The sequence below is a fragment of the Desulfovectis peckii genome (assembly GCF_055391705.1).
Genome location: NZ_AP042409.1, coordinates 1,044,482 through 1,064,912 on the forward strand (window position 1 = coordinate 1,044,482; position 20,431 = coordinate 1,064,912).

Below are 20,431 nucleotides of genomic sequence, written 5' to 3' on the forward strand. Positions count from 1 at the left end.
AATCGCCTATTAACGGTTCGGTTATTAAAACAAGTTTTTTGATATGCTCTTACGGATGGAGGGTAAAAAATGGACAACAAAAAGAAAATTAGACAGGTTAGCCTCTCAAGTGTTATCGGTGCCACCGTTGAATGGTACGACTTCTTCCTGTACGGTGTGGTTGCCGGGATCGTGTTTAACCATTTGTATTTTCCGGGAGACAACCTTTTTGTTAACACATTGCTGGCTTACGTAACCTTTGCTGTCGGTTTCTTGGCCCGTCCTTTAGGTGGGATTGTCTTCGGGCACTTTGGAGACAAGATTGGTCGTAAGGCAATGTTGGTTTTGACAATTATGATTATGGGTATTTCCACTTTCTTAATTGCCTTGCTTCCCACTTATGAGCAGATTGGTATTTGGGCTCCCATCCTTCTGCTGCTTCTCAGATTGATTCAAGGAATTGGCTTAGGCGGAGAATGGGGCGGAGCAGTGTTAATGGTTTTTGAATATGCTGACGAAAAAGAAAGGGGACTTTATGCAAGTTTACCGCAAATGGGGTTGGCACTCGGATTGTGTCTATCCTCCGGCGTTGTCGGATTACTGTCCTTCACACTGACAGACGCACAATTTATGGCCTGGGGTTGGCGCGTTGCTTTCGCTTTGAGTATTGTCTTGGTAGTTGTAGGTACTTACATTCGTGCACATATTGATGATACACCTGAATTTGCAGAAGTTAAAAAGCAAGACGGTGTCGCTAAAATACCGTTTTTGGCGATGTGGAAGGAACATACCGGTAACGTTATTGCGGGCATGGGTGCCAGATATGTTGAGGGTGTATTCTTTAACGTCTTCGGCGTTTTCTCTATCACTTATTTAACTCAATCTCTCTCTATTGACCGTACCACTGCCTTGATTGGTGTTTCAGTGGCGGCAATTGTGATGTGCTTCTTTATTCCGCTCTTCGGCCACCTTTCTGATAAACTGGGCAGAACCAAAGTATACGGCATCGGTGCCATGATTTGCGGCCTTTCAGCCTTCCCGGCGTTTTATCTGATGGGTCAAAGCGGCGGAAGCACTTTAGTGATTTGGCTGTCCATTATTATTCCCTTTGGGATTTTCTACGCTTCAATTTATGGACCGGAAGCAGCGCTGTTTGCGGAATTGTTTGACCCAGAAGTCCGCTACACCGGTGTTTCATTCGTTTACCAATTTTCAGGAATCTTTGCCAGCGGAATTACGCCGATTTTGGCCACCACGTTTTTACAACTTGCCGGCGGCAAACCGATTTACCTTTGCTCATATGTGTTGTTTACCGCAGTGATCAGTGCAATTTCGGCATGGTGGATTGGTAAGCAAAAGAAAAAATTAGCAAGTTCAAGTGTTGCTGCGGAAGTTAATTAAAATTACTTCCTAAGCAATCACTTTCATGAGTTGTCTAAATAAAAATTTTTAACATAGAAGGGGGAAGTAGTAATGAGTCAATGCTGTTTATCACCGCACGAACAAAGAATTAAAGAGGAACAGTTAGGCAAAGAAGACTTTAAAAAGGGTCGTGAAAGAGTCTTTAAAATTCTGGAAGGTTTTCAGGGGCAACGTCCGAAAGTTGATGTAGAAAGAGCATTATATTTTACTCAATCCTTCAAGCAAACAGAAGGACAACCGCTCATCTTAAGATGGGCAAAAGCTTTAAAACATATTGCCGAAAACATTACTGTCTACATTGACGATAATCAGCTGCTGGTGGGAAGAGCAGGACGTCAAGGCCGTTATGGAATTCTTTATCCGGAATTAGACGGCGATTTCTTAGATGTTGCTGTAAAACAACTTCCCAACCGGGTGGAGTCTCCTTTTGACATCACCCAAGAAGATGCGGACATTATTATTAATGAAATTGCACCCTACTGGAAAGGGAAAACCTTCCATGAAAGTTTAGCGAAGCAACTTCCTGAAGATACCTTAAAATTAACCTATGATCCGGAAAATGTATTGAATTCCAGATATATTGTAAATGAAACTGCATCTTTCCGTTCTTCCATCCAATGGGTGCATGATTATGAAAAAGTACTTAAAAAAGGTTTTAAAGGAATTAAAGAAGAGGCACAACGAAAACTGGCAGCACTTGATCCACTAAGCCCGGTAGATAACATGGAGAAAAAACCTTTCCTGGAAGCTGTTATCATTACCTGTGATGCCATTGTTCACTGGGCGAAAAGACATGCTAAGTTAGCTTATGAAATGGCGCAAAAAGAAACCGATCCAAAACGGAAACAAGAACTGCTGGAGATAGCCGAACGTTGTGAATGGGTTCCGGAAAATCCGGCTCGGAACTTTCGAGAAGCTATGCAGGCTCAGTGGTTTACGCAAATGTTCTCCAGAATTGAGCAAAAGACCGGTACCATTATCTCTAACGGTCGGATGGACCAATACCTGTATCCATACTATAAGAAGGATTTAGAAGAAGGCCGGATTACCCCGGAAGAAGCTATTGAATTGCTTGAGTGCATGTGGGTTGCTATGGCCCAGTTTATCGACCTGTATTTATCGCCAACCGGCGGGGCCTTCAATGAAGGGTATGCACACTGGGAAGCTGTAACCATTGGCGGACAAACTCGTGACGGTTTAGATGCAACCAATGAGCTGACCTATCTTTTCTTGAAATCCAAGCAGGAATTCCCGTTGAATTATCCTGACTTGGCAGCACGGATACATGCACGTGCTCCGGAAAGATATTTGTATGAGGTTGCGGAAACGATTAAAGAAGGAACCGGTTTCCCGAAACTGATTAATGACGAAGAAGTTATTCCGCTGCTTTTGTCCAAGGGTGCTACCTTTGAGGAAGCCTTTGACTATGCCGTATCCGGTTGCGCAGAATGCAGAATGCCGAACCGAGACACCTATACTAGCGGCTGCGCTTACATCAACTTTGTTGCTGCACTGGAAATGGTACTTTACAACGGCAAAATGCTTAAATACGGCGATGAGCAACTTGGCTTGCAAACCGGCGATCCCACTCAATTCAAAACTTGGGAAGAGTTTTGGAATGCATATTTAGCTCAACAAACCAACTTCTTAAAACATGCTTTTATTCAGCAGCATATTATTATCAATACGCGTCCGAAACACTTTGCCACACCGCTGGGCTCCATGCTGCATGACCTCTGCATGGAAAATTGCAAGGACCTGCATACACCGGTAATTGAAGGCGGCATAGATCTGGGTTACTTTGAGTTAATTGGTTATGGTACATTAGTTGACTCACTGGCAGCAATTAAGAAACTGGTATTTGAAGAGAAAAGACTAACCATGGCCGAACTTATTGAAGCTCTGAAGAATAACTTTGAAGGTTATGAAGCTATTCGTCAGATGCTTATTAACGCACCGAAGTACGGCAACAATGATCCTTATGCAGATTCAATTGCCAGAGCTATAGATAGATCGGCACAAGAGTACACCAAGAAATACTCTAAAGAACTGGGCGTTCATCTTGACTTGAGACTGGTTCCGTTCACTTCGCACGTTCCCTTTGGTAAGGTTATCAGTGCCACACCTAACGGCCGCAAAGCGTGGACACCGCTTTCAGACGGTTCTTCCGCTTCCCATGGCGCTGATGTGAATGGACCGACTGCCGTTCTTTTATCTAACTATTACTCGAAGAACTATGATTTCCGTAACCGTGCAGCCCGTCTGCTAAACATTAAATTAAGTCCGTCATGTGTTGCCGGTGAAGAAGGTACTCAAAAACTAGTATCCTTTATCCGCACATGGTGCGATTTGAAATTGTGGCATCTGCAGTTTAACGTAATTAATAAGGAAACCTTGTTAGCTGCCAAGAAAGATCCGGATAAGTATCGCGGCTTGATTGTTCGCGTTGCCGGTTACAGTGCTTACTTTGTAGATCTGTCACCCGATTTGCAAGACGATATTATTGCCAGAACAGAACACAGTACAATCTAATTATCTAACTAATTAAAGTACAATCTAGCTTTGTAAGTCCTGCTTTTAAAAGCAGGACTTACAGCTAGTAAGAAGTTTAAAAAAGTATATTTTAAGTGAGGGAAGGTTATGGGCGAATCACAGTTCGGTTACGTATTTAACATTCAACACTATTCGGTACATGATGGCCCAGGGATTCGAACAATTGTATTCTTAAAGGGCTGTCCGTTAAAATGTAAGTGGTGCTGCAACCCGGAATCTCAAAAACTGGAACCGGAATTAGGTTACAATGCAAATAAATGCATCGGCAGCGATAATTGTTTACGCTGTGCCGAAGTTTGTGCGGTTGGGGCAATCAGACAAGGGAATGATAAAGATAAAAAAATTTTGATAGATCGTGACACTTGTACAAAATGCATGGCCTGTGCAGATGCCTGCCCTGCCAAAGCGCTACAAGTTTTTGGCAAAAAATACAGCGTGGATGAAATTATCAAAACAGTGGAAAAGGATAGCTTGTTTTATGGCCGTTCCGGCGGTGGTTTAACTATCAGCGGCGGGGAGCCTTTAGTGCAAGCAGATTATACTATTGAAATTCTTAAAAAAGCGAGAAGACATAGGATTAATACGGCAATAGAAACATGTGGCTACGGTGATTGGAGCAAGCTTGCTCAGGTTTGTGAACACCTTAATACACTGATTATGGATATTAAGTGTATGGATTCAGAAAAACATAAGGAGTTTACAGGCGTTTCCAATGAAATTATTTTAAATAACTTTAAAAAACTGTGTCAGGAATTTCCTAACTTGCCGAAGCTTATCCGCACTCCCGTAATTCCCGGATTTAACGATACAGAAGAAGATATCCAAGCAATAGTTGATTTCATTAAAGATCAGCCTAACGTTCAATATGAATTATTAAAGTATCACCGTTTAGGGGAACAAAAATATACTTATATTGGGAAAACATACCCTTATAAAGGGGCCCAATTAGACGATGAAAAATTCAATCGTCTTAAAGAAATTGCCAAACCGCTTTATAAATAACAAGCCTATACTACTAAATAAAATAAGAATTCTTCCAAAAAATGAGTTGCGAGGTGTATACTTGTAACTCATTTTTAATTTGCTTTATATTAAGCCCTGCTGTCTAAAGACTGGATCGCCTGTCTAACCAGTACTTTAACCATGTTACCTCCTATTTTTCCGCCAACCCGTCCGCAATCACGGGAAGAAATACTGCCCCATCCGCCCTTTTGAATGTCATCGGCAATGCCGATTTCCTGGGCGACTTCATATTTAAAATTATTTAAAACAGATTCCGGCAGTAATTTATCCGTATTAGTAAATTGAGCCATTTTTTAGCCTCCTTAAGCCATTTTAAAATTAGTATGAACAAATAAAAGCCCGTTATTTTAATAAAAATTTTACTTATTTGGGCAGTATTTTTTGCAAAAATTTAATCAAGCGCGCTTTATCTTGAGCGGTAAAGGCACCGGTAACAAGCAAGGCTAAAAAATAAACGGAAAAACTAAAAACAATGATCAACAATGTTGACAGCGCCAAAGATTCTATATTGTTAAATAAATTTGTTTTTGCAAACCGGATTGACAATCCCATTATTAACCCGGCAAAAACAGGTTTAAAAACGTTTCTGACAAAATATATTCTGAAACCGATTAACCTTTTTAAGTCGGCTAAATTTAAACAAGCCATAATAATATAGAATACGGCAAAAGCGGCAGCGGTACCGTTAAGATTAAGCTTTGGCACTGCAGTTAAATAGTAAATGCCAATTATCTTAAAAGCAGAGGCAATAATTAGATTTTTAAAAGGTTTCATTGCTTCACCCATGCCCTGTAAAATGCCGTTAGTAGTTTGATAGTAGTACAAAAACAGACCTCCCAAAGCCATAATGGCCAAACTTTGTCCGGCTTCCGGATAGCCAAACAACATGCCGCACAGTTCGCCGGGCATAAATAAAAATAATATGATGCACGGTATGCCGGCCATGCCGGTTAGGCGGATTGCTTCTGACGTGCGAGATTGTACCAGTTTGATGTTGTTTTGTGCCATTGCTTCGGATACGGCAGGAATTAACGCCGTACACAGTGCTATGGTGATGATGCTCGGCGTGCCTAAAAGAGTTTGAGAAATTCCCACTAACTTGCCATAGGCGGCAGTGGCTTCTTGCAAGGTCATCCCACCGGCCTGCAGACGGTGGGGAATAAGTGTGGCATCAACGGTCATTAAGGCACTGGATACAAACCTGGTTAAGGTCACCGGTATGCTGAGACTGAAAGTTCGTTTAAAAATGCTTCGTTTTGCTTCTAAACCGGCACCTTTCGGAGGGGGCAGCGGTTTAGAGCGCAAATAAATAAACAATATGGAAACAAGTCCCGTTAATTCCCCACAGATTACTCCTAAAGATATTCCGATGGCGGCATATTCCACGCCGCGGGGTAAAAGTAAATAGGCAATTAACAACCCGGCAGCCACCCTAATTAATTGTTCTAATGTTTGGGTCAGGGCAGTAGGCGTCATTTGCTGTAAACCTTGAAAAAAGCCTCTGAAAGCTGAACAAACGGTACAGATGAATATACCGGGTGCTAAGGCTATAAAACTGTAATAAACTTTAGGATTAGGAAAATAGTATTCGGTTAACAGCGGCGCACTTATGATCAGTAAAGCGGTAAAGGTTGCTCCCGAAATAACGAGGAAGGCCAGGCAAGTATAAAAAATGCGATAGGCATTGCGGATGTTGTTGCGGGCAACTTCTTCGGCCACCAGTTTAGATATTGCCACCGGTATACCCATGCTGGAGATCACCAAAACCAGCACGTACACCGGATAAACCATGTTAAACAAACCAACGCCTTCCGGTTTAACTAATCGGATAACGACAATTTGATAAGCAAAGCCCACTATGCGATTGATAAAGCTGGCTAAAAACAGTATTAACGCTCCATAGACAAATGAGTGTTTTTTCATTGCCTTCCCTTACCTTAAACCCGTCTTTGTAAACCGTTGTATAAAACATGTCTATGCTGTTGTTTCATTTGCTATGTGAGCGAACTGACTAAAAAAAATAACATAATTCTTTGTATATAAAAGGATATTTAATCATGTTTGTAGAATGAATCACATAGACATTAAATTTTGGTTAAAAAGAATTTAATATAAAAATAATTAACGCAAATCTTTATACTTGTATTACTATTATGGAAATTTATGTGCCAAATTACCTTTTTTTGGACATAATACAAATAGAATACAAGAAAACATTCATAATAAAGTGATGCAAAGGAGGCAGTTTTTTATGAAAAAATACTCTTCGGAAAAGATCCGTAACATTGCTTTAGTAGGACACGGCGGTACCGGCAAAACTTCCTTGGTAGAAGCCTTGCTTTATAATACCGGATCGCTTTCACGTATGGGACGTGTTGAAGACGGCAATACAGTATCTGACTATCACCCCGAGGAAATTCAACGTCAGTCCAGCGTGCATACCAGTTTGGTTCCGATCGAATGGCAAGGGGTAAAATTAAATGTGCTGGATACACCGGGTTTTTCTGACTTTATAGGGGAAGTCAGAGGAGCTTTACGTGTAGCCGATACGGCAATGTTTGTCTTCTCCGCTGTTGACGGTGTGCAGGTGCAGCATGAAATTATTTGGAAAACCGTGAAAAAGGCGGAGCTGCCCAAAGTTGCCTTTGTAAATAAAATGGATCGTGAGAATGCAAGCTTTAGTAAATTGTTAGATGAGATGAAAAGTGTACTGAAAGGAAACTTTGTACCCGTTAACTTCCCGATTGGCGAAGCACTGGACTTCAAAGGCATTGTAGACGTTATCGAGCAAAAGGCATTTGAGTTTTCTAAAGAGGGCAAGCCGCAGGAAGTTTCTCTTACAGACGATCTTAAAGCTCAGTTAGAAGAATATCGTGAAATGATAGTTGAGGCTGCGGCTGAGAGTGATGACGAACTCACATTGAAGTACCTTGAAGGGGAAGAGTTAACCGTAGATGAAATAAAAGAGGGTTTAAGAAAATCTGTTGCCGACGGTAAAATAATTCCGGTGCTGTGTGGTTCCGCTACCAAAAATATGGGTATCGCAAACTTGGCTGACTTTGCCGCGGAATACTTACCGGCACCGAAAGTTGAAGAAGGCCCGATGGCGGCACTGGTATTTAAAACTTTAGCCGACCCTTATGTAGGACGGATGAATTTTATCCGGGTTTATCGTGGCACATTTAAGGCCGATACACAAGTTTATAACGCCAACAAAGAAAAGAACGAAAAAGTCGGTCAGGTTTTATTTGTCCGCGGGAAGCAGTCAGAACAAACCGATGAAGTGGCTTGCGGAGATTTAGCCGTTGTGGTTAAACTGGCAGATACGGCTTCCGGTGAGACACTGTGCGACAAGGAAAAAGTAGAAATATTGGAAGGTATTGATTTCCCGACACCTAACTATACGATTGCAATTGCACCTAAGAGTAAGAACGACGAAGACAAACTAGGCGATGCCGTACAAAAGCTTTTAGAAGAAGATTTGTCATTAAAAGTGGAAAAGAATACCGCTACCAAACAAACCTTGCTAACCGGTATGGGTGAAGCCCACGTAAATATTACAATTAATGCCCTCAAGCGTCGTTTTGGGGTAGAAGTGATTACCGAAGAGCCCAAAGTACCTTATCGTGAAACTATCCGCTCTAAAGTCGATGCGGAAGGGAAGCACAAGAAACAGTCCGGTGGACGCGGTCAATACGGACACGTATGGATTACTTTTGAACCGCTGCCTGACGGTGAATTTGAATTTCATGAAAAGATATTTGGCGGTGCGGTACCGAAAAACTACTTCCCGGCTGTAGAAAAGGGTTTGCGTGAAGCGATGTTGGAAGGGGTACTGGCCGGTTATCCGACAACCGGTATTAAAGCTACACTGTTTGACGGTTCGTACCACAGTGTAGACTCATCTGAAATGGCCTTTAAAATTGCCGCCTCCTTGGCATTCAAAAAAGGTATCCCCAATGCCAACCCGGTACTGCTGGAGCCAATCATGTATGTTGAAGTGACGGTACCTGACGAGTATATGGGTGACATTATCGGTGACTTTAACACCAAGCGCGGTCGGGTGTTAGGTACCGATCAAACAGAAGACGGTACATTGATTAAAGCTCATGTGCCGATGGCTGAAATGTTCAAATACGCCAACGATCTAAAATCCATGACGCAAGGTCGCGGACAATTTACCATGGAGTTTTATGACTATGAAGAAGTGCCGCAAAACTTGGCAGAGAAAATCATTGCCAAAGCTAAGGAAGAGAGAGAGGCACAATAAAGGCATAGAAAAGCGGCGTGTCGCTTAAATTAGCCACACGCCGTTTATTTTTATTTATCAGGGCTTTTTTGTTCCTCAGCAAACTCTGCCAAGTCTCGAGTAATTTCTCCGCAATCACAGTAACGGCAGTTTTCAGCGGTGTGAATCGGTGCATTTCCTAATTCACCTGACGCATTATACCGGTACTTTTCTTTTAAGAGGTTGTTTTTTTTCATGCCACATAAACCCTTCTAATACTGGATTGGCTCGGAAAAAGACCCTTGCTTTTCTTTTTTATTCTTCTGTAGTTGCTTTTCTTTTTTAGCTTCCGGGGTTAAGTCCGTGCCGAATTCAAATTGACCGAATTGACGCTGCATTTGCTCTTTATTGTTTTTATTTTGCTTTTTGTTTTTCTTGGCCACACCAATTACCCCCTTAAATATTTTTATTGGTGAATCCATCTATATCTTTTCCCGATAATCTTAAGACAAATTCATTACAAAAAAGGATGTTTTGGCAAATCAAGGGGGTTAATTTGCCGTTAGTTGCTTGACCGGTTAAACAATTAAAACAAAAAAACCGTTGCATAAATTTATGCAACGGCACAAATTTGGCAGGGGAGACAGGACTTGAACCCGCAACACCCGGTTTTGGAGACCGGTGCTCTACCAATTGAGCTACTCCCCTAAGAGTTTGTCAGCTTAGGTTATTATATAACAAAAGTTATCGTTAGTAAACAGATAATATTTAACAGATAATATAAATTATTAGCCATTATTTGGTTCTATCAACGGTTGTTAATGAATACACATAGCATAAAACTAAAATAAGGAGCTGATCCGTTATGTTAAAGCTGCTTAAACGGTTATTGCGCTGTCGCGTGATCATGATTAATTTTGACGAAAAACCGACTCAACTGCGTTCGAAATTACTTCAGCCCCAGAGTCATTATCGCAAAAAAGTAAGGCTTTCTTAAAAGATAAAATAAAAAACGCTGTTGCAAACTGCAACAGCGCATGCATCTGGCAGGGGAGACAGGACTCGAACCCGCAACACCCGGTTTTGGAGACCGGAGCTCTACCAATTGAGCTACTCCCCTAAAATTTCAGGCAAATGTTATTATAAGACAATTGGATTAGTTAGTCAAGGGATAATTGGGCTAATCTTGCTCCTGCTCTAAAAATGTATCAAAAGACAGGAATTTACTTTTATCACTCGAATATAATAAAGATATAATTTTTCGGAGGTGGATTAATGACCCTGAAAGTTGCTGTATTATACGGGGGAGTATCAACTGAAAGGGAAGTGTCTTTAAAAAGCGGCGAAGCAGTATACAAAGCACTGATGGCTAAAGGGTACCAAGCAATAAAGGTAGACACTGCCAATACTGATTTTATCGAACAACTGAAAAAATATAAGCCGGATGTAGCTTTTTTGGCCTTACACGGCAAGTATGGCGAGGATGGAACAATTCAGGGTCTGCTGGAAATTCTGGGGATTCCCTATACCGGTTCGGGAGTACTGGCCAGTTCGGTGGCAATGAATAAAATTACCACTAAAAAGTTATTGCGGGCAGATTCTATACCCACTCCGGATTTTTGCACTTATACTAGGCAGGATATTGAAGATAAAGGGTGGGATTACATTTGTCATGAAATAGTCGGCCGCTTATCTCTTCCTGTTGTGGTTAAGGCACCCACACAAGGCTCGACAATCGGTGTTTCCTTTGCCAAAAATCATGATCAGCTGCCCAAAGCAATGGAGGAATCCTTTAAGTATGATCCTATAGTTTTGGTGGAAAAGTTTATTGCCGGTAAAGAAATAACGGTAACGGTGCTCGGAAACAATCAATTAGAAGTACTGCCGCAAATAGAAATTGTTTCCGCAACCGGCTTTTATGATTATCATGCTAAATACACTGCCGGCATGAGCGAGCATATCATTCCGCCTAGAATACCCCAGCCACAACAAGATTTAATTGCCGATCTGGCCTTAAAAACTTATCGTTTAATTGGCTGCCGCGGTTTGGGAAGAGTTGACTTTATCGTCACAGAAAGCGGTAAAGCCTATGTATTGGAAGTTAATACTCTGCCGGGAATGACGGAAGTGAGTTTAGTGCCCGACTCCGCTAAAGCTGCCGGCATTGAATTTCCGGCATTGGTAGAAAAACTGGTAAACTTAGCATTGGAATAAAATTAAGCAAAATGGATTTGCAGCATAGAGGTGTTGTTACACCTCTATGTTTTTTAAAAAAATAAAATTTTTTTATTTTAATAACTTAGAAGGAATCATTTACTTAATAAAGAAAAGTAAACAAGAAGGAAAGATTAAGTAAAAACAGAAACGGAGGTAAAATTATGCCGGAACGGTGCATTATTTGTGCTCGGATAATTGAAGAGGAGACAGATACACAAGAGGATAACTTATGGGATGATGAAGAGGATTTCATTCCTAAGCCGAAAAAAAAGTCAAGCAGTATTTGCCAGTTGTGTGAAGCAAAACTAAGAAAGGAATCTGACGATGCACTTAAAGGACCTAAAAAGAATATGTAATTTAACCTTTTATATAAAATATCTGCCTTAAAGTCCTGCTGCAATGTGCTAAAAAATGATAAAAATGGGAAAAATTTAATAATAAGGCACTAGGAGGTAGATATTTTTGCGACAAAATGCCCGTTGGGTAATTTTAGGCATAGTTGTGCTGTTAGCTGCCGCACTATATTGGGTAGCCGGCATATTCACAGATTGGCTGTGGTTTAGTTCAATTAATTACCAATCTGTTTTTCTCACTATCTTGTTCAGTGAGGTAGGGCTCAGCGCAGCTATAGGTCTGATATTTTTTGTCTTTATATACTTAAACTTAATATTTACCAGACGTCCGTTATTAGAAGGTATAGACAGTTTTCAAAGGCACAGGCGAACATTTAATGAAAATGTGATCGATATTCACCCGCAGATGCAGGGCCTGCAATGGTTAGAGTTTATTAACAAGCGCTTTCTTGGCATATTATTTTTTATTGCCAGCGTAATTCTGGCCCTTTTAACCAGCAACATGTTCAGCGGTGACTGGGTAACTTTGCAAAAGTTTTTAAACGGCGTATCTTTTGGTGAAGTTGACCCGATATTTAATAAGGATATTGGCTTTTATGTTTTTAAACTGCCGTTTTATCAGTTTATTTTATCATTTTTTATGTGGACAACGGTAGTCACCGCGGTTATAGTGCTGTTCCTTTATTTTGTTGCTGAAACACTTCCAAACCTTGGCAAAATTGAGTTGTTAAAATCTGCCCAGTCCCGTATTCACATTTCTGCACTGGCTGCCTTTTTCTTTATACTAAAGGGAATAGATTTTTATTTTGACCGGTATATGCTGCTGTTTTCCAGCAACGGTGTAGTATATGGTCCGGGATATACGGAAGTACATGCAACAATGATTGCCCTTTTAGTTTTAGCAGTACTTTCACTGGTCACAGCACTTATTATATTGGTTAATGTTTTTATGCGCCGCTTTAATATTGTGTTTTACAGTGTTGTGGGACTAATTGCCGCAGCAATATTATTAAACGGAGCTTATCCCTATGTCATTGAGCGCTTCGTTGTGCAACCAAACCAGTTTAATCGTGAAGAGCCTTACATTGCTCACAATATCAAATACACCAGACAAGCTTACAATTTAGATAAAATAGAAGTCAAAACCTTTCCATCAGGTACAGTGTTAAGTAATGAAGACATTAAACAAAACAGGGAAACCGTTGACAATATTCGCCTGTGGGATTGGCAACCCTTTGAGCAGACATACTCACAGCTCCAAGAAATGCGTACCTACTATGAGTTTTCGGACATAGACATTGATCGCTATGTCATTGACGGAGAATATCGCCAAGTAATGTTAGCGCCGCGGGAGCTGAATCAAAGTCAACTGTCCGCTCAGGCCCAAACCTGGGTAAACCAGCGGTTGGTATACACCCATGGCTATGGTGTCGCTATGAGCCCGGTAAACGAGGTAACCAGCGAGGGGCTGCCTAAATTCTTTATTAAAGATATTCCGCCTAAGACTGTTGATGATATTCCCATTGACAGACCGGAAATATATTTTGGGGAAAAAACCGACAACTATGTTATAGTTAACACAAAAACAAAGGAATTTGACTATCCTTCCGGCTCAAAAAACGTGTACACCACTTATGAAGCCGATAGCGGGATCAGGTTAAAAACTTTTGCCCATCGGTTGTTTTTTGCCTTTGCGCTTTCTGATTACAGATTGCTGTTTACCGGAGATATTACCAATGAAAGTGAAGTGCTGATGTACCGCAACATTAGACAGCGGGTACCTAAAATTGCTCCCTTTTTAAACTATGACGACGATCCTTACATCGTTATCGCCGACGGAAAGTTAAAGTGGATGTGGGATGCTTATACCACAACAAACATGTATCCGTACTCTGAACCGTTTCGGGGAGATTTAAACTATATTCGCAATTCCGTTAAGGTAGTAATAGATGCTTATACCGGCATGGTAGATTTTTATGTTGCCGACCCGGAGGATCCATTAATCAAGGCATACCAAAAAATCTTCCCCGGTATGTTTAAGCCATTAGAACAGATGCCGGAAGAATTGCAAAAACATATCCGCTATCCCATCGATTTGTTCAATATTCAAGCGCAAATGTACACAGATTACCACATGACCAACACACAGGTGTTTTATAACAAGGAAGACCGGTGGGAATTGCCTACAGAGGTATTTGGCAATGAAGAAGTTGATATGCAAGCCTATTATACGATCATTAAACTACCCGGCAACGATAAGGCAGAGTTTGTGCAAATTCTACCCTTTAAACCAACCAATAAACAAAACATGATCGCTTGGATGGCCGGCCGGTCAGACGGCGAAAATTACGGCAAACTGCTTGTATATGAGTTTCCGAAACAGGAACTGGTTTACGGCCCAATGCAGATTGAAGCCAGAATTGATCAAGATGCTGCAATCTCGCAACAACTTACCCTGTGGAGTTCTCGCGGCACATCGGTGATCAGAGGAAATTTATTAGTCATTCCCATTGAAGATTCTTTATTGTACGTAGAGCCGCTGTACTTAAAATCTGAACAAAGCAGCATGCCTGAGTTAAGGCGGGTAATTGTTGCCCATGGTGAGAATGTTGTCATGGAACAAACGCTGGAACAAGCGCTGCAAAGAATCTTTGGCAAGGATACGGGTGCCCGTCAAGAGCCGGATGATGCAGCCGGTACTCAGGAAGAGCAACCTGACGGAGCTGCCCCGGAACGTACCGTTGCCGACTTAGCCAAAGAGGCCCAACAGCTATATAATCAGGCTCAAGACAAACTTAAAAGCGGCGATTGGGCCGGCTATGGAGAAGCCCAAAAGCAACTGCAGGAAATTTTAGAACAATTGGCACGCCAAGCAGCAGAGACTACTTAAATAAAAAGAGTGGAGCACAACGAACAAAAGTTTCGTTGTGCTTCAGCCTTTTTGGCAGTTGAAATTTCATCAGGATTTTAGTTTATAATTTGCGTAAGTAAGTTTAAAAATTTTCTATAGATAATACTTAAATTACCGCTGGCATATTTGATATAATTAAGAAAAAATTGTTAAGAAAAAGAGGTATTAAATATGCTGCATAATTACACTGAGACGGCGGTCCTGCAATTGTTAGATTCCATCTTAGATAACTATCAGAAAAAAAACGGGCCTATTTGTACCTGTGAGCGATGCCGGGAGGATATCATGGCTATTGCATTAAACAACCTGCCTGCCCGCTATATTGTCACCGAAACCGGCAAAATAATTACCCAGGTATCCTTTGAACAAATAGGTGGTAAAGCGCAAGTTGCCGCCCAAATATTAAAGGCCATTGAAATTGTACATAGCAACCCGAGATGCGGGTGCTGCCAGCTCTAGGCTGGCTTTATTCTTTGTAATAAGCAATTTTTTTAACGCAGGGAAGAAATAGCTGCCAATATCAGCAGGAGTTAATTTTACCGCCCACGAATACTATTGGAAAATAATTCCAGAGGTGGGCGCTTTGAAATACTTACGCTTTTCTTTAATTATTTTACTCATCGGCATATTGCTGAATGGCTTGTTACTGTTTCATCCTCCATCGTTAGCAGGCGGAGAATTGTATCAGGAATTGGCAGGACTTGTTACCGAAGCGGTTGAAGATAACCGTTGGTTAACCGTTAAATCTCGCCAAGAAGCCAAAGAGCATTTAAGTAAATATTATACCGGACAGCTTTTAGAGGATAACGCAAATAATGTTTGGGAATTTGTCCAACGACCAACTGATTGGCACTATATTGCCACCGTAAATCAGATACAGGTTCATCTACGCAGTGCTACCGAAGCTGTTGTAACTGCAGAAATATTGGAATATGATATTATTAATAATGAGCTGTATAAAGGCAGGGGAAAATATTTATTAGTATATACCGAACAAGGCTGGCGAATAGCAGAGGCGGAATACCAATGGTAATTTAGTATAATACTATATAGATATGGAAATGTTATGTAAAGTAACGGTTAAAGGTGGTTAACAGAGTAAAGGAGGATGATAAGCATGAAAATAGCCATGTTTTCGGACAGTTATCGTCCTTATACAAGTGGTGTGGTACGCTCTGTGGAAACCTTTACGAATGAATTAAGCAAATTAGGACACGAAGTTTTTATATTTGCTCCTAATTATCGTAATTGTAAGCACGAGCCTAATGTGTATCGATTTTTTTCGATACCTTCACCCACTAATAAAGATTTTACTTTAGCATTACCCTTTTCTATAAGTTTGTGGCCGAAATTAAAAGAGATTGACCCGGACATTATTCACGTTCATTCACCCTTTTTATTGGGGCGATTGGGCGCTAAATGGGCACGCCGTTTAAATATACCGTTAGTTTTTACTTACCATACTTTATATGAACAATATGTGCATTATGTGCCGATTAATCAGCGGATTGCTAAAGAAGTAACCGTTAAATACACGGTAGACTTTTGTAATCGCTGTGATCATGTAATAACACCGACAAACGTCATTGCGAACCACCTGGTTAAAAACAAAGTTAAAGTACCGATAACTGCCGTACCAACCGGCATTAATACTGAAGAGTATGAGAATGTTGATCGGCAGTGGTTAAGAAATCGCTACAATATTCCGGCTGATAAAAAGGTACTGCTTTTTGTCGGCAGACTGGGGAAAGAAAAAAATGTAGAATTTTTACTGTCCTGTTATCAGGAAATTCTGCGAAGGTATCCTGATGTAGTAATGGTGCTGGTAGGAAGCGGTCCGGAAGAAAATAATTTAAAAGAAAAGGTGATTGAAGAAAGCTTACAAGACCATGTTATATTTACCGGCACACTGCCTAAAGTCGATACAATTAAAGCCTATTGTGGCGCGGATATATTTGTATTTGCATCGGTTACCGAAACCCAAGGATTAGTAATTGCCGAAGCCAAGACCGCCGGCTTGCCTGTAGTGGCGGTAGATGCTTACGGGCCTAAAGAAATGGTAATAAACGGCGAAGACGGTTACCTTTGTCCGCTGGACAAAAACATATTTGTTAACTCCGTGATCAAGCTATTGACAGATGAGCGGCTATACCGACAAATGAGGCAAAACGCCTTGCAAAATGCGGAAAAGTTATCTGCACGCAATTGTACCTTGAAGCTGTTAAAGGTATATAAAAACTTAATCAGTATTCATTACCGGCAAAACATGCAATCACATGGCTAAATTAAAAAGACTTTGTGTAAAACCGGAACAAGCAATAACAATTATGCAGGATTTTTGATTAATATTGTAGAAGACATTTATAAGATAGCTAATAGTAGAGGGGGCGAGCATTAAATGGATCTGGAAAAAGTCAAAAAAAGATTGGATTGGGAACATAAGTTTGATTCTGAATTTAAAACCCGTGAATCCGGATACACTTTTGTGATCGATGTTATTAACCGGCAGCCGATGGTGTCATTATATCGTTTTTCTCCCTACATAACTAAAAGTGAACCATTAGAACAGCAGCCGCCGTTGGATATGCTCAATGAAGCTTTGGCTGATCAGGGAAACGAAGCACTTAAAGACGGAGTGTTTTATATAAACGAAAAAATCCGCAGTTGGATTGAAGAAAATATCCTCCAGGCATCTTAAACAACAAGATAAAACTCTCTTGAAACGCCCTCGAAAATAAAATCGAGGGTTTATTAATTTATCGTTAAAACTAAGTTAAAAGTACCATATTAAAAGAGGAATTATATCAATCATAAAGAATATTCCTTTGGGTCGGGCATGCAGTTCTGTCAGTGCTTACATTTAAGCTAATGAGGTGTCCCAATTGGGAAAGAATTTTTAGCGGTTGAAACAAACGGCGCCTGAATTCTATCTTGACTTTTGGGGGTATACTGCATGGAATATTCTATAAAAGAAATTTTATTTTTGGCTCTCGGCGGTTTAGGTATCTTTTTATTTGGCATCAAGTTTATGTCCGAAGGATTACAAAACGTTGCCGGACAGCGTTTAAAGAGTTTTTTAGAAAAGGGAACGAAAACACCGGTAAGAGGTGTAATTACCGGTACGCTGGTAACAGCTTTAATCCAAAGCAGTAGCGGAACTACTGTGTTGACGGTAGGTTTAGTTAACGCCGGGTTGTTAAACCTCAAACAGGCAATTGGTATTATTATGGGCGCCAATATTGGTACAACGTTGACAGCTTATTTAATTGGCTTTAAGCTGGAGGAATATGCCTTACCGATTATTGCCGTAGGCTCTATTTTAATGTTTTTCTTTAAAAACAAAAGATTAAACAGTATCGGTCAAGTGTTGCTTGGTTTTGGCATGCTGTTTTTTGGTTTGGATATTATGGGCACCGGTTTAAGCCCGTTAAAGGATTTACCGATATTTTTGGACTTAATGGTTAGCGTGGAAGATAATCCCTTGCTAGGTGTGGCCATTGGCACAGTTTTTACGGTCCTTGTGCAAAGCAGCAGTGCCACTATCGGTGTATTGCAACAGTTGGCTTATGAGGGCTCAGTAACCTACTTACAGGCAATACCAATATTGTTTGGCGATAATATCGGTACCACGATTACTGCTTTATTAGCCGCTATAGGGACATCGGTAGCTGCCCGCCGGGCGGCTTTGACACACATGTTATTCAACATAGCTGGTACTGCTATTTTTTTGCCGCTGACAATTATCGGCGTGTTTCCTGAGATAGTAAGACTGGTGACAAATTACTTTTTTGTGTTAATTCCCGGATTTGAAGGAACTTTTGAAACTTTAAATATTAAAATGCAGATTGCCCAAACACACGGCGTTTTTAATATAACAAATACACTGATTCATCTTCCCTTTGTATCGTTTTTAGCTGCAGCTGTTACTAAATTGGTTCCCGGTAAGTTAGCTCAGCTGGATATGGAACCGAAGTATTTGGAACCACGGTTGTTATCTCAGCCGGAAGTAGCTTTAAAACAGGCCCATATGGAAGTTCTACGCATGGGTAGGCATGTCAACTCTTTCTATGATGAAGCTATAAAGTTTTTCTTTAATACTAAAGATAAAGACTTAAATCCCATGTATTTAGAGCAACGGGAGCAAATGATTAATCGGCTTGAAGAGGATATTACTAATTACATTGTAAAAATAACAGCTAATAAAAAGATAACGGAAGAACAATCAAATTATGCCACTACGCTGCTGCATTCCGTATCAGATTTGGAACGGATTGGAGACCACGCAGATAATATTGTGGAACTGGCAATTTATGCAGTGGAAAACAAAGTACAGTTTTCTAAGGAAGCTTTAGACAGCATTGCTTCGATGGCAGATTTAACATCAGAAACACTGCATTTAAGTTTGGAAGCGATGAAGGAAAATGACCATGAGAAAGCGGCAAAAGTGATTAGAGATGAGGTAGTGATTGACAACTTAGAACGGGAGTTTAGGCAGGGGCATATTGATCGGTTAAATGAAGGAGAATGTACCGGAGTTTGCGGTGCGGTATTTTTAGAAATGTTATCAAACATGGAGCGAGTTGGCGACCATGCCGTAAACATTGCAGAATATGTGTTAGGTGATATGGGGGCAATTGCCAGACGACAAGTTAGATATAGCAGTCAAGACATTGCCTATTCATCCCAAGATAGCTGACCGACAAAAAATGAGTAACCACCCGGTGGGTGGTTATTTACTTTAATAATTCTTTTATAATTGGTATAATATGTGTACATAGGCACGGTAAAGGTGTTGGGTTTGTATGGCAAAAAGCAACACAGAAAAAGGTAAGGTATATGAATTTAAACCCAGAAAACATAAAAAATTAAAGACCTTAGATTATGTTGACCCTGAGCAAAGAGAGCTTAGAAGAATGCGGGAAGAGCAAAGAAAAAAAGCTGCTGTCAGAAAGAAAGTAATCAGATATACAGCCTATTTTTTGCTGTTGTGTACAGCTGCCACGATAATAAAAGCATTTATATAAAATGCAAAACATTTGAAGGTTTAAGCTAACTTATAAAGAAATAATCTGTAACAGCCGTTTACAAAGGGGAGATGAATTTGTTAAACTTTAGCTTTTGGGATATATTTTTGATTTTAATTTTATGTTTAATTCTTTTCGGTCCGGAAAAAATGCCCGGAATAGCCAGATCAATGGGTAAAGGTTTGGCGGAGTTTAGAAATATGACTAATAAAGTATCGCAAACCTTTAGGGCGGAAACGGAAGATTTTAAAAAGGATATTCAAGAGAATATGGGTCTGAATGAATTGCTAACCGATGAGGAAAAGAATAAAGATACAGCTAAAAAAACAAATGAAGATAACAAAATTAACCTGTAACAACGTATTAACGGGTCAGCTTGCTTGCTGACCCTTACATTCCCTTGCTCCATAGTTTGTAAAGGTCAAATGCCCTGGCTGCATCATACCATTATAATTCCTCTGCCGCAGCCTGACCGGCAGCCTTATTTTTGCGGCGAATTTTTTTTGTTGGCTTGTCAACTGCTTCCTGTGGAGTATCGATGGTGACAATGAACAGTGCATAAAATAAAAACCAGGATGCAAAAAACAGCAGGACATAGTGGTACAGCGGGGCAGATGACGCACTGGCGTATTCAAAGGTAAATAAAGCTCCGCCGGCAGCGGCAATGAGGATAAAAAGCTTATGAAGTAAACTCGACAATTAAGTGCCTCCCTTTATTATC

General features: G+C 40.6%; 20 protein-coding genes and 2 tRNA genes. 15 read left to right on the top strand and 7 right to left on the bottom strand.

The window, feature by feature from the left end:
- The first annotated feature begins 69 nt into the window (after positions 1-69).
- From ACZ5NG_RS05255 to hpsH, 3 genes are all read left to right on the top strand, one after another.
- Positions 70-1,380 (top strand): MFS transporter, encoded by a 1,311-nt coding sequence (locus tag ACZ5NG_RS05255; RefSeq protein WP_464252939.1) that lies wholly within the window; start codon positions 70-72, stop codon positions 1,378-1,380.
- A gap of 72 nt (positions 1,381-1,452) precedes the next feature.
- Positions 1,453-3,933, top strand: a complete 2,481-nt coding sequence (gene hpsG, locus ACZ5NG_RS05260; RefSeq protein ID WP_464252940.1) for a (2S)-3-sulfopropanediol dehydratase — start codon at positions 1,453-1,455, stop codon at positions 3,931-3,933.
- Positions 3,934-4,041: 108 nt separating this feature from the next.
- The gene (gene hpsH, locus ACZ5NG_RS05265) at positions 4,042-4,956 is read left to right on the top strand and encodes a (2S)-3-sulfopropanediol dehydratase activating enzyme (protein ID WP_464252941.1); all 915 of its coding nucleotides are present in this window, start codon (positions 4,042-4,044) and stop codon (positions 4,954-4,956) included.
- An 89-nt stretch (positions 4,957-5,045) separates the two neighbouring features.
- Here hpsH and ACZ5NG_RS05270 read toward each other — a convergent pair whose 3' ends face one another.
- Both ACZ5NG_RS05270 and spoVB read right to left on the bottom strand, forming a co-directional pair.
- Positions 5,046-5,267: a small, acid-soluble spore protein, alpha/beta type gene (locus ACZ5NG_RS05270; protein ID WP_464252942.1), complete on the bottom strand. Its 222-nt coding sequence runs from the start codon at positions 5,265-5,267 to the stop codon at positions 5,046-5,048.
- 73 nt (positions 5,268-5,340) lie between these two features.
- On the bottom strand, positions 5,341-6,900 hold the full coding sequence (spoVB, locus tag ACZ5NG_RS05275) for a stage V sporulation protein B (RefSeq protein WP_464252943.1): 1,560 nt from the start codon (positions 6,898-6,900) through the stop codon (positions 5,341-5,343).
- Positions 6,901-7,228: 328 nt separating this feature from the next.
- On the opposite strand from spoVB, the gene fusA reads away from it, so the two are divergent.
- On the top strand, positions 7,229-9,247 hold the full coding sequence (fusA, locus tag ACZ5NG_RS05280) for an elongation factor G (protein WP_464252944.1): 2,019 nt from the start codon (positions 7,229-7,231) through the stop codon (positions 9,245-9,247).
- A gap of 50 nt (positions 9,248-9,297) precedes the next feature.
- On the opposite strand, the gene ACZ5NG_RS05285 is transcribed toward fusA, so the two are convergent.
- The 3 genes from ACZ5NG_RS05285 to ACZ5NG_RS05295 all read right to left on the bottom strand — a co-directional run bounded on the left by ACZ5NG_RS05285 (position 9,298) and on the right by ACZ5NG_RS05295 (position 9,913).
- Positions 9,298-9,462 (bottom strand): hypothetical protein, encoded by a 165-nt coding sequence (locus ACZ5NG_RS05285; protein WP_464252945.1) that lies wholly within the window; start codon positions 9,460-9,462, stop codon positions 9,298-9,300.
- 15 nt (positions 9,463-9,477) lie between these two features.
- On the bottom strand, positions 9,478-9,648 hold the full coding sequence (locus tag ACZ5NG_RS05290; RefSeq protein ID WP_464252946.1) for a hypothetical protein: 171 nt from the start codon (positions 9,646-9,648) through the stop codon (positions 9,478-9,480).
- 189 nt (positions 9,649-9,837) lie between these two features.
- Positions 9,838-9,913 (bottom strand) — tRNA-Trp (locus ACZ5NG_RS05295).
- Positions 9,914-10,070: 157 nt separating this feature from the next.
- Here ACZ5NG_RS05295 and ACZ5NG_RS05300 point away from each other — a divergent pair.
- Positions 10,071-10,202 (top strand): hypothetical protein, encoded by a 132-nt coding sequence (locus ACZ5NG_RS05300; protein WP_464252947.1) that lies wholly within the window; start codon positions 10,071-10,073, stop codon positions 10,200-10,202.
- Positions 10,203-10,249: 47 nt separating this feature from the next.
- Here the strand turns inward: ACZ5NG_RS05300 and ACZ5NG_RS05305 are convergent.
- Positions 10,250-10,325 (bottom strand) — tRNA-Trp (locus ACZ5NG_RS05305).
- A gap of 155 nt (positions 10,326-10,480) precedes the next feature.
- Between ACZ5NG_RS05305 and ACZ5NG_RS05310 the strand changes: the two genes are divergently transcribed.
- From ACZ5NG_RS05310 to ACZ5NG_RS05355, 10 genes are all read left to right on the top strand, one after another.
- Positions 10,481-11,419, top strand: coding sequence for a D-alanine--D-alanine ligase (locus tag ACZ5NG_RS05310; protein WP_464252948.1), 939 nt, complete (start codon positions 10,481-10,483; stop codon positions 11,417-11,419).
- Positions 11,420-11,583: 164 nt separating this feature from the next.
- Positions 11,584-11,778 (top strand): hypothetical protein, encoded by a 195-nt coding sequence (locus ACZ5NG_RS05315; protein WP_464252949.1) that lies wholly within the window; start codon positions 11,584-11,586, stop codon positions 11,776-11,778.
- Positions 11,779-11,884: 106 nt separating this feature from the next.
- Positions 11,885-14,665: a UPF0182 family membrane protein gene (locus ACZ5NG_RS05320; protein ID WP_464252950.1), complete on the top strand. Its 2,781-nt coding sequence runs from the start codon at positions 11,885-11,887 to the stop codon at positions 14,663-14,665.
- Positions 14,666-14,857: 192 nt separating this feature from the next.
- Entirely contained in the window at positions 14,858-15,145 is a 288-nt protein-coding gene (locus tag ACZ5NG_RS05325) for a late competence development ComFB family protein (protein WP_464252951.1), read from the top strand.
- Between the two features lie 124 nt (positions 15,146-15,269).
- Complete coding sequence (locus ACZ5NG_RS05330; protein ID WP_464252952.1) at positions 15,270-15,719, top strand: hypothetical protein; 450 nt, start codon at positions 15,270-15,272, stop codon at positions 15,717-15,719.
- Positions 15,720-15,803: 84 nt separating this feature from the next.
- The gene (locus ACZ5NG_RS05335; protein WP_464252953.1) at positions 15,804-16,970 is read left to right on the top strand and encodes a glycosyltransferase family 4 protein; all 1,167 of its coding nucleotides are present in this window, start codon (positions 15,804-15,806) and stop codon (positions 16,968-16,970) included.
- 114 nt (positions 16,971-17,084) lie between these two features.
- The gene (locus ACZ5NG_RS05340; protein ID WP_464252954.1) at positions 17,085-17,384 is read left to right on the top strand and encodes a DVU0772 family protein; all 300 of its coding nucleotides are present in this window, start codon (positions 17,085-17,087) and stop codon (positions 17,382-17,384) included.
- A 255-nt stretch (positions 17,385-17,639) separates the two neighbouring features.
- Complete coding sequence (locus ACZ5NG_RS05345; RefSeq protein ID WP_464252955.1) at positions 17,640-19,382, top strand: Na/Pi cotransporter family protein; 1,743 nt, start codon at positions 17,640-17,642, stop codon at positions 19,380-19,382.
- A 106-nt stretch (positions 19,383-19,488) separates the two neighbouring features.
- On the top strand, positions 19,489-19,710 hold the full coding sequence (locus ACZ5NG_RS05350; RefSeq protein WP_464252956.1) for a hypothetical protein: 222 nt from the start codon (positions 19,489-19,491) through the stop codon (positions 19,708-19,710).
- Between the two features lie 77 nt (positions 19,711-19,787).
- A complete protein-coding gene (locus ACZ5NG_RS05355; RefSeq protein ID WP_464252957.1) occupies positions 19,788-20,066 on the top strand; it encodes a Sec-independent protein translocase subunit TatA/TatB in 279 nt (92 codons plus the stop codon).
- Positions 20,067-20,157: 91 nt separating this feature from the next.
- Here ACZ5NG_RS05355 and ACZ5NG_RS05360 read toward each other — a convergent pair whose 3' ends face one another.
- Positions 20,158-20,409 carry a hypothetical protein gene (locus tag ACZ5NG_RS05360; protein WP_464252958.1) on the bottom strand — a complete coding sequence of 84 codons (252 nt, stop codon included), beginning with the start codon at positions 20,407-20,409 and terminating at the stop codon, positions 20,158-20,160.
- Positions 20,410-20,431 lie beyond the last annotated feature (22 nt).

What these genes read in the sequence shown, in the direction of transcription:
- ACZ5NG_RS05350 (WP_464252956.1), top strand. Translation starts at nt 19,489, where the DNA reads ATGGCAAAAAGCAACACAGAAAAAGGTAAGGTATATGAATTTAAACCC.
- ACZ5NG_RS05345 (WP_464252955.1), top strand. Translation starts at nt 17,640, where the DNA reads ATGGAATATTCTATAAAAGAAATTTTATTTTTGGCTCTCGGCGGTTTA.
- ACZ5NG_RS05255 (WP_464252939.1), top strand. Translation starts at nt 70, where the DNA reads ATGGACAACAAAAAGAAAATTAGACAGGTTAGCCTCTCAAGTGTTATC.
- hpsH (WP_464252941.1), top strand. Translation starts at nt 4,042, where the DNA reads ATGGGCGAATCACAGTTCGGTTACGTATTTAACATTCAACACTATTCG.
- hpsG (WP_464252940.1), top strand. Translation starts at nt 1,453, where the DNA reads ATGAGTCAATGCTGTTTATCACCGCACGAACAAAGAATTAAAGAGGAA.
- ACZ5NG_RS05325 (WP_464252951.1), top strand. Translation starts at nt 14,858, where the DNA reads ATGCTGCATAATTACACTGAGACGGCGGTCCTGCAATTGTTAGATTCC.
- ACZ5NG_RS05340 (WP_464252954.1), top strand. Translation starts at nt 17,085, where the DNA reads ATGGATCTGGAAAAAGTCAAAAAAAGATTGGATTGGGAACATAAGTTT.
- ACZ5NG_RS05270 (WP_464252942.1), bottom strand. Translation starts at nt 5,267, where the DNA reads ATGGCTCAATTTACTAATACGGATAAATTACTGCCGGAATCTGTTTTA.
- ACZ5NG_RS05335 (WP_464252953.1), top strand. Translation starts at nt 15,804, where the DNA reads ATGAAAATAGCCATGTTTTCGGACAGTTATCGTCCTTATACAAGTGGT.
- spoVB (WP_464252943.1), bottom strand. Translation starts at nt 6,900, where the DNA reads ATGAAAAAACACTCATTTGTCTATGGAGCGTTAATACTGTTTTTAGCC.
- ACZ5NG_RS05310 (WP_464252948.1), top strand. Translation starts at nt 10,481, where the DNA reads ATGACCCTGAAAGTTGCTGTATTATACGGGGGAGTATCAACTGAAAGG.
- ACZ5NG_RS05315 (WP_464252949.1), top strand. Translation starts at nt 11,584, where the DNA reads ATGCCGGAACGGTGCATTATTTGTGCTCGGATAATTGAAGAGGAGACA.
- fusA (WP_464252944.1), top strand. Translation starts at nt 7,229, where the DNA reads ATGAAAAAATACTCTTCGGAAAAGATCCGTAACATTGCTTTAGTAGGA.
- ACZ5NG_RS05285 (WP_464252945.1), bottom strand. Translation starts at nt 9,462, where the DNA reads ATGAAAAAAAACAACCTCTTAAAAGAAAAGTACCGGTATAATGCGTCA.
- ACZ5NG_RS05300 (WP_464252947.1), top strand. Translation starts at nt 10,071, where the DNA reads ATGTTAAAGCTGCTTAAACGGTTATTGCGCTGTCGCGTGATCATGATT.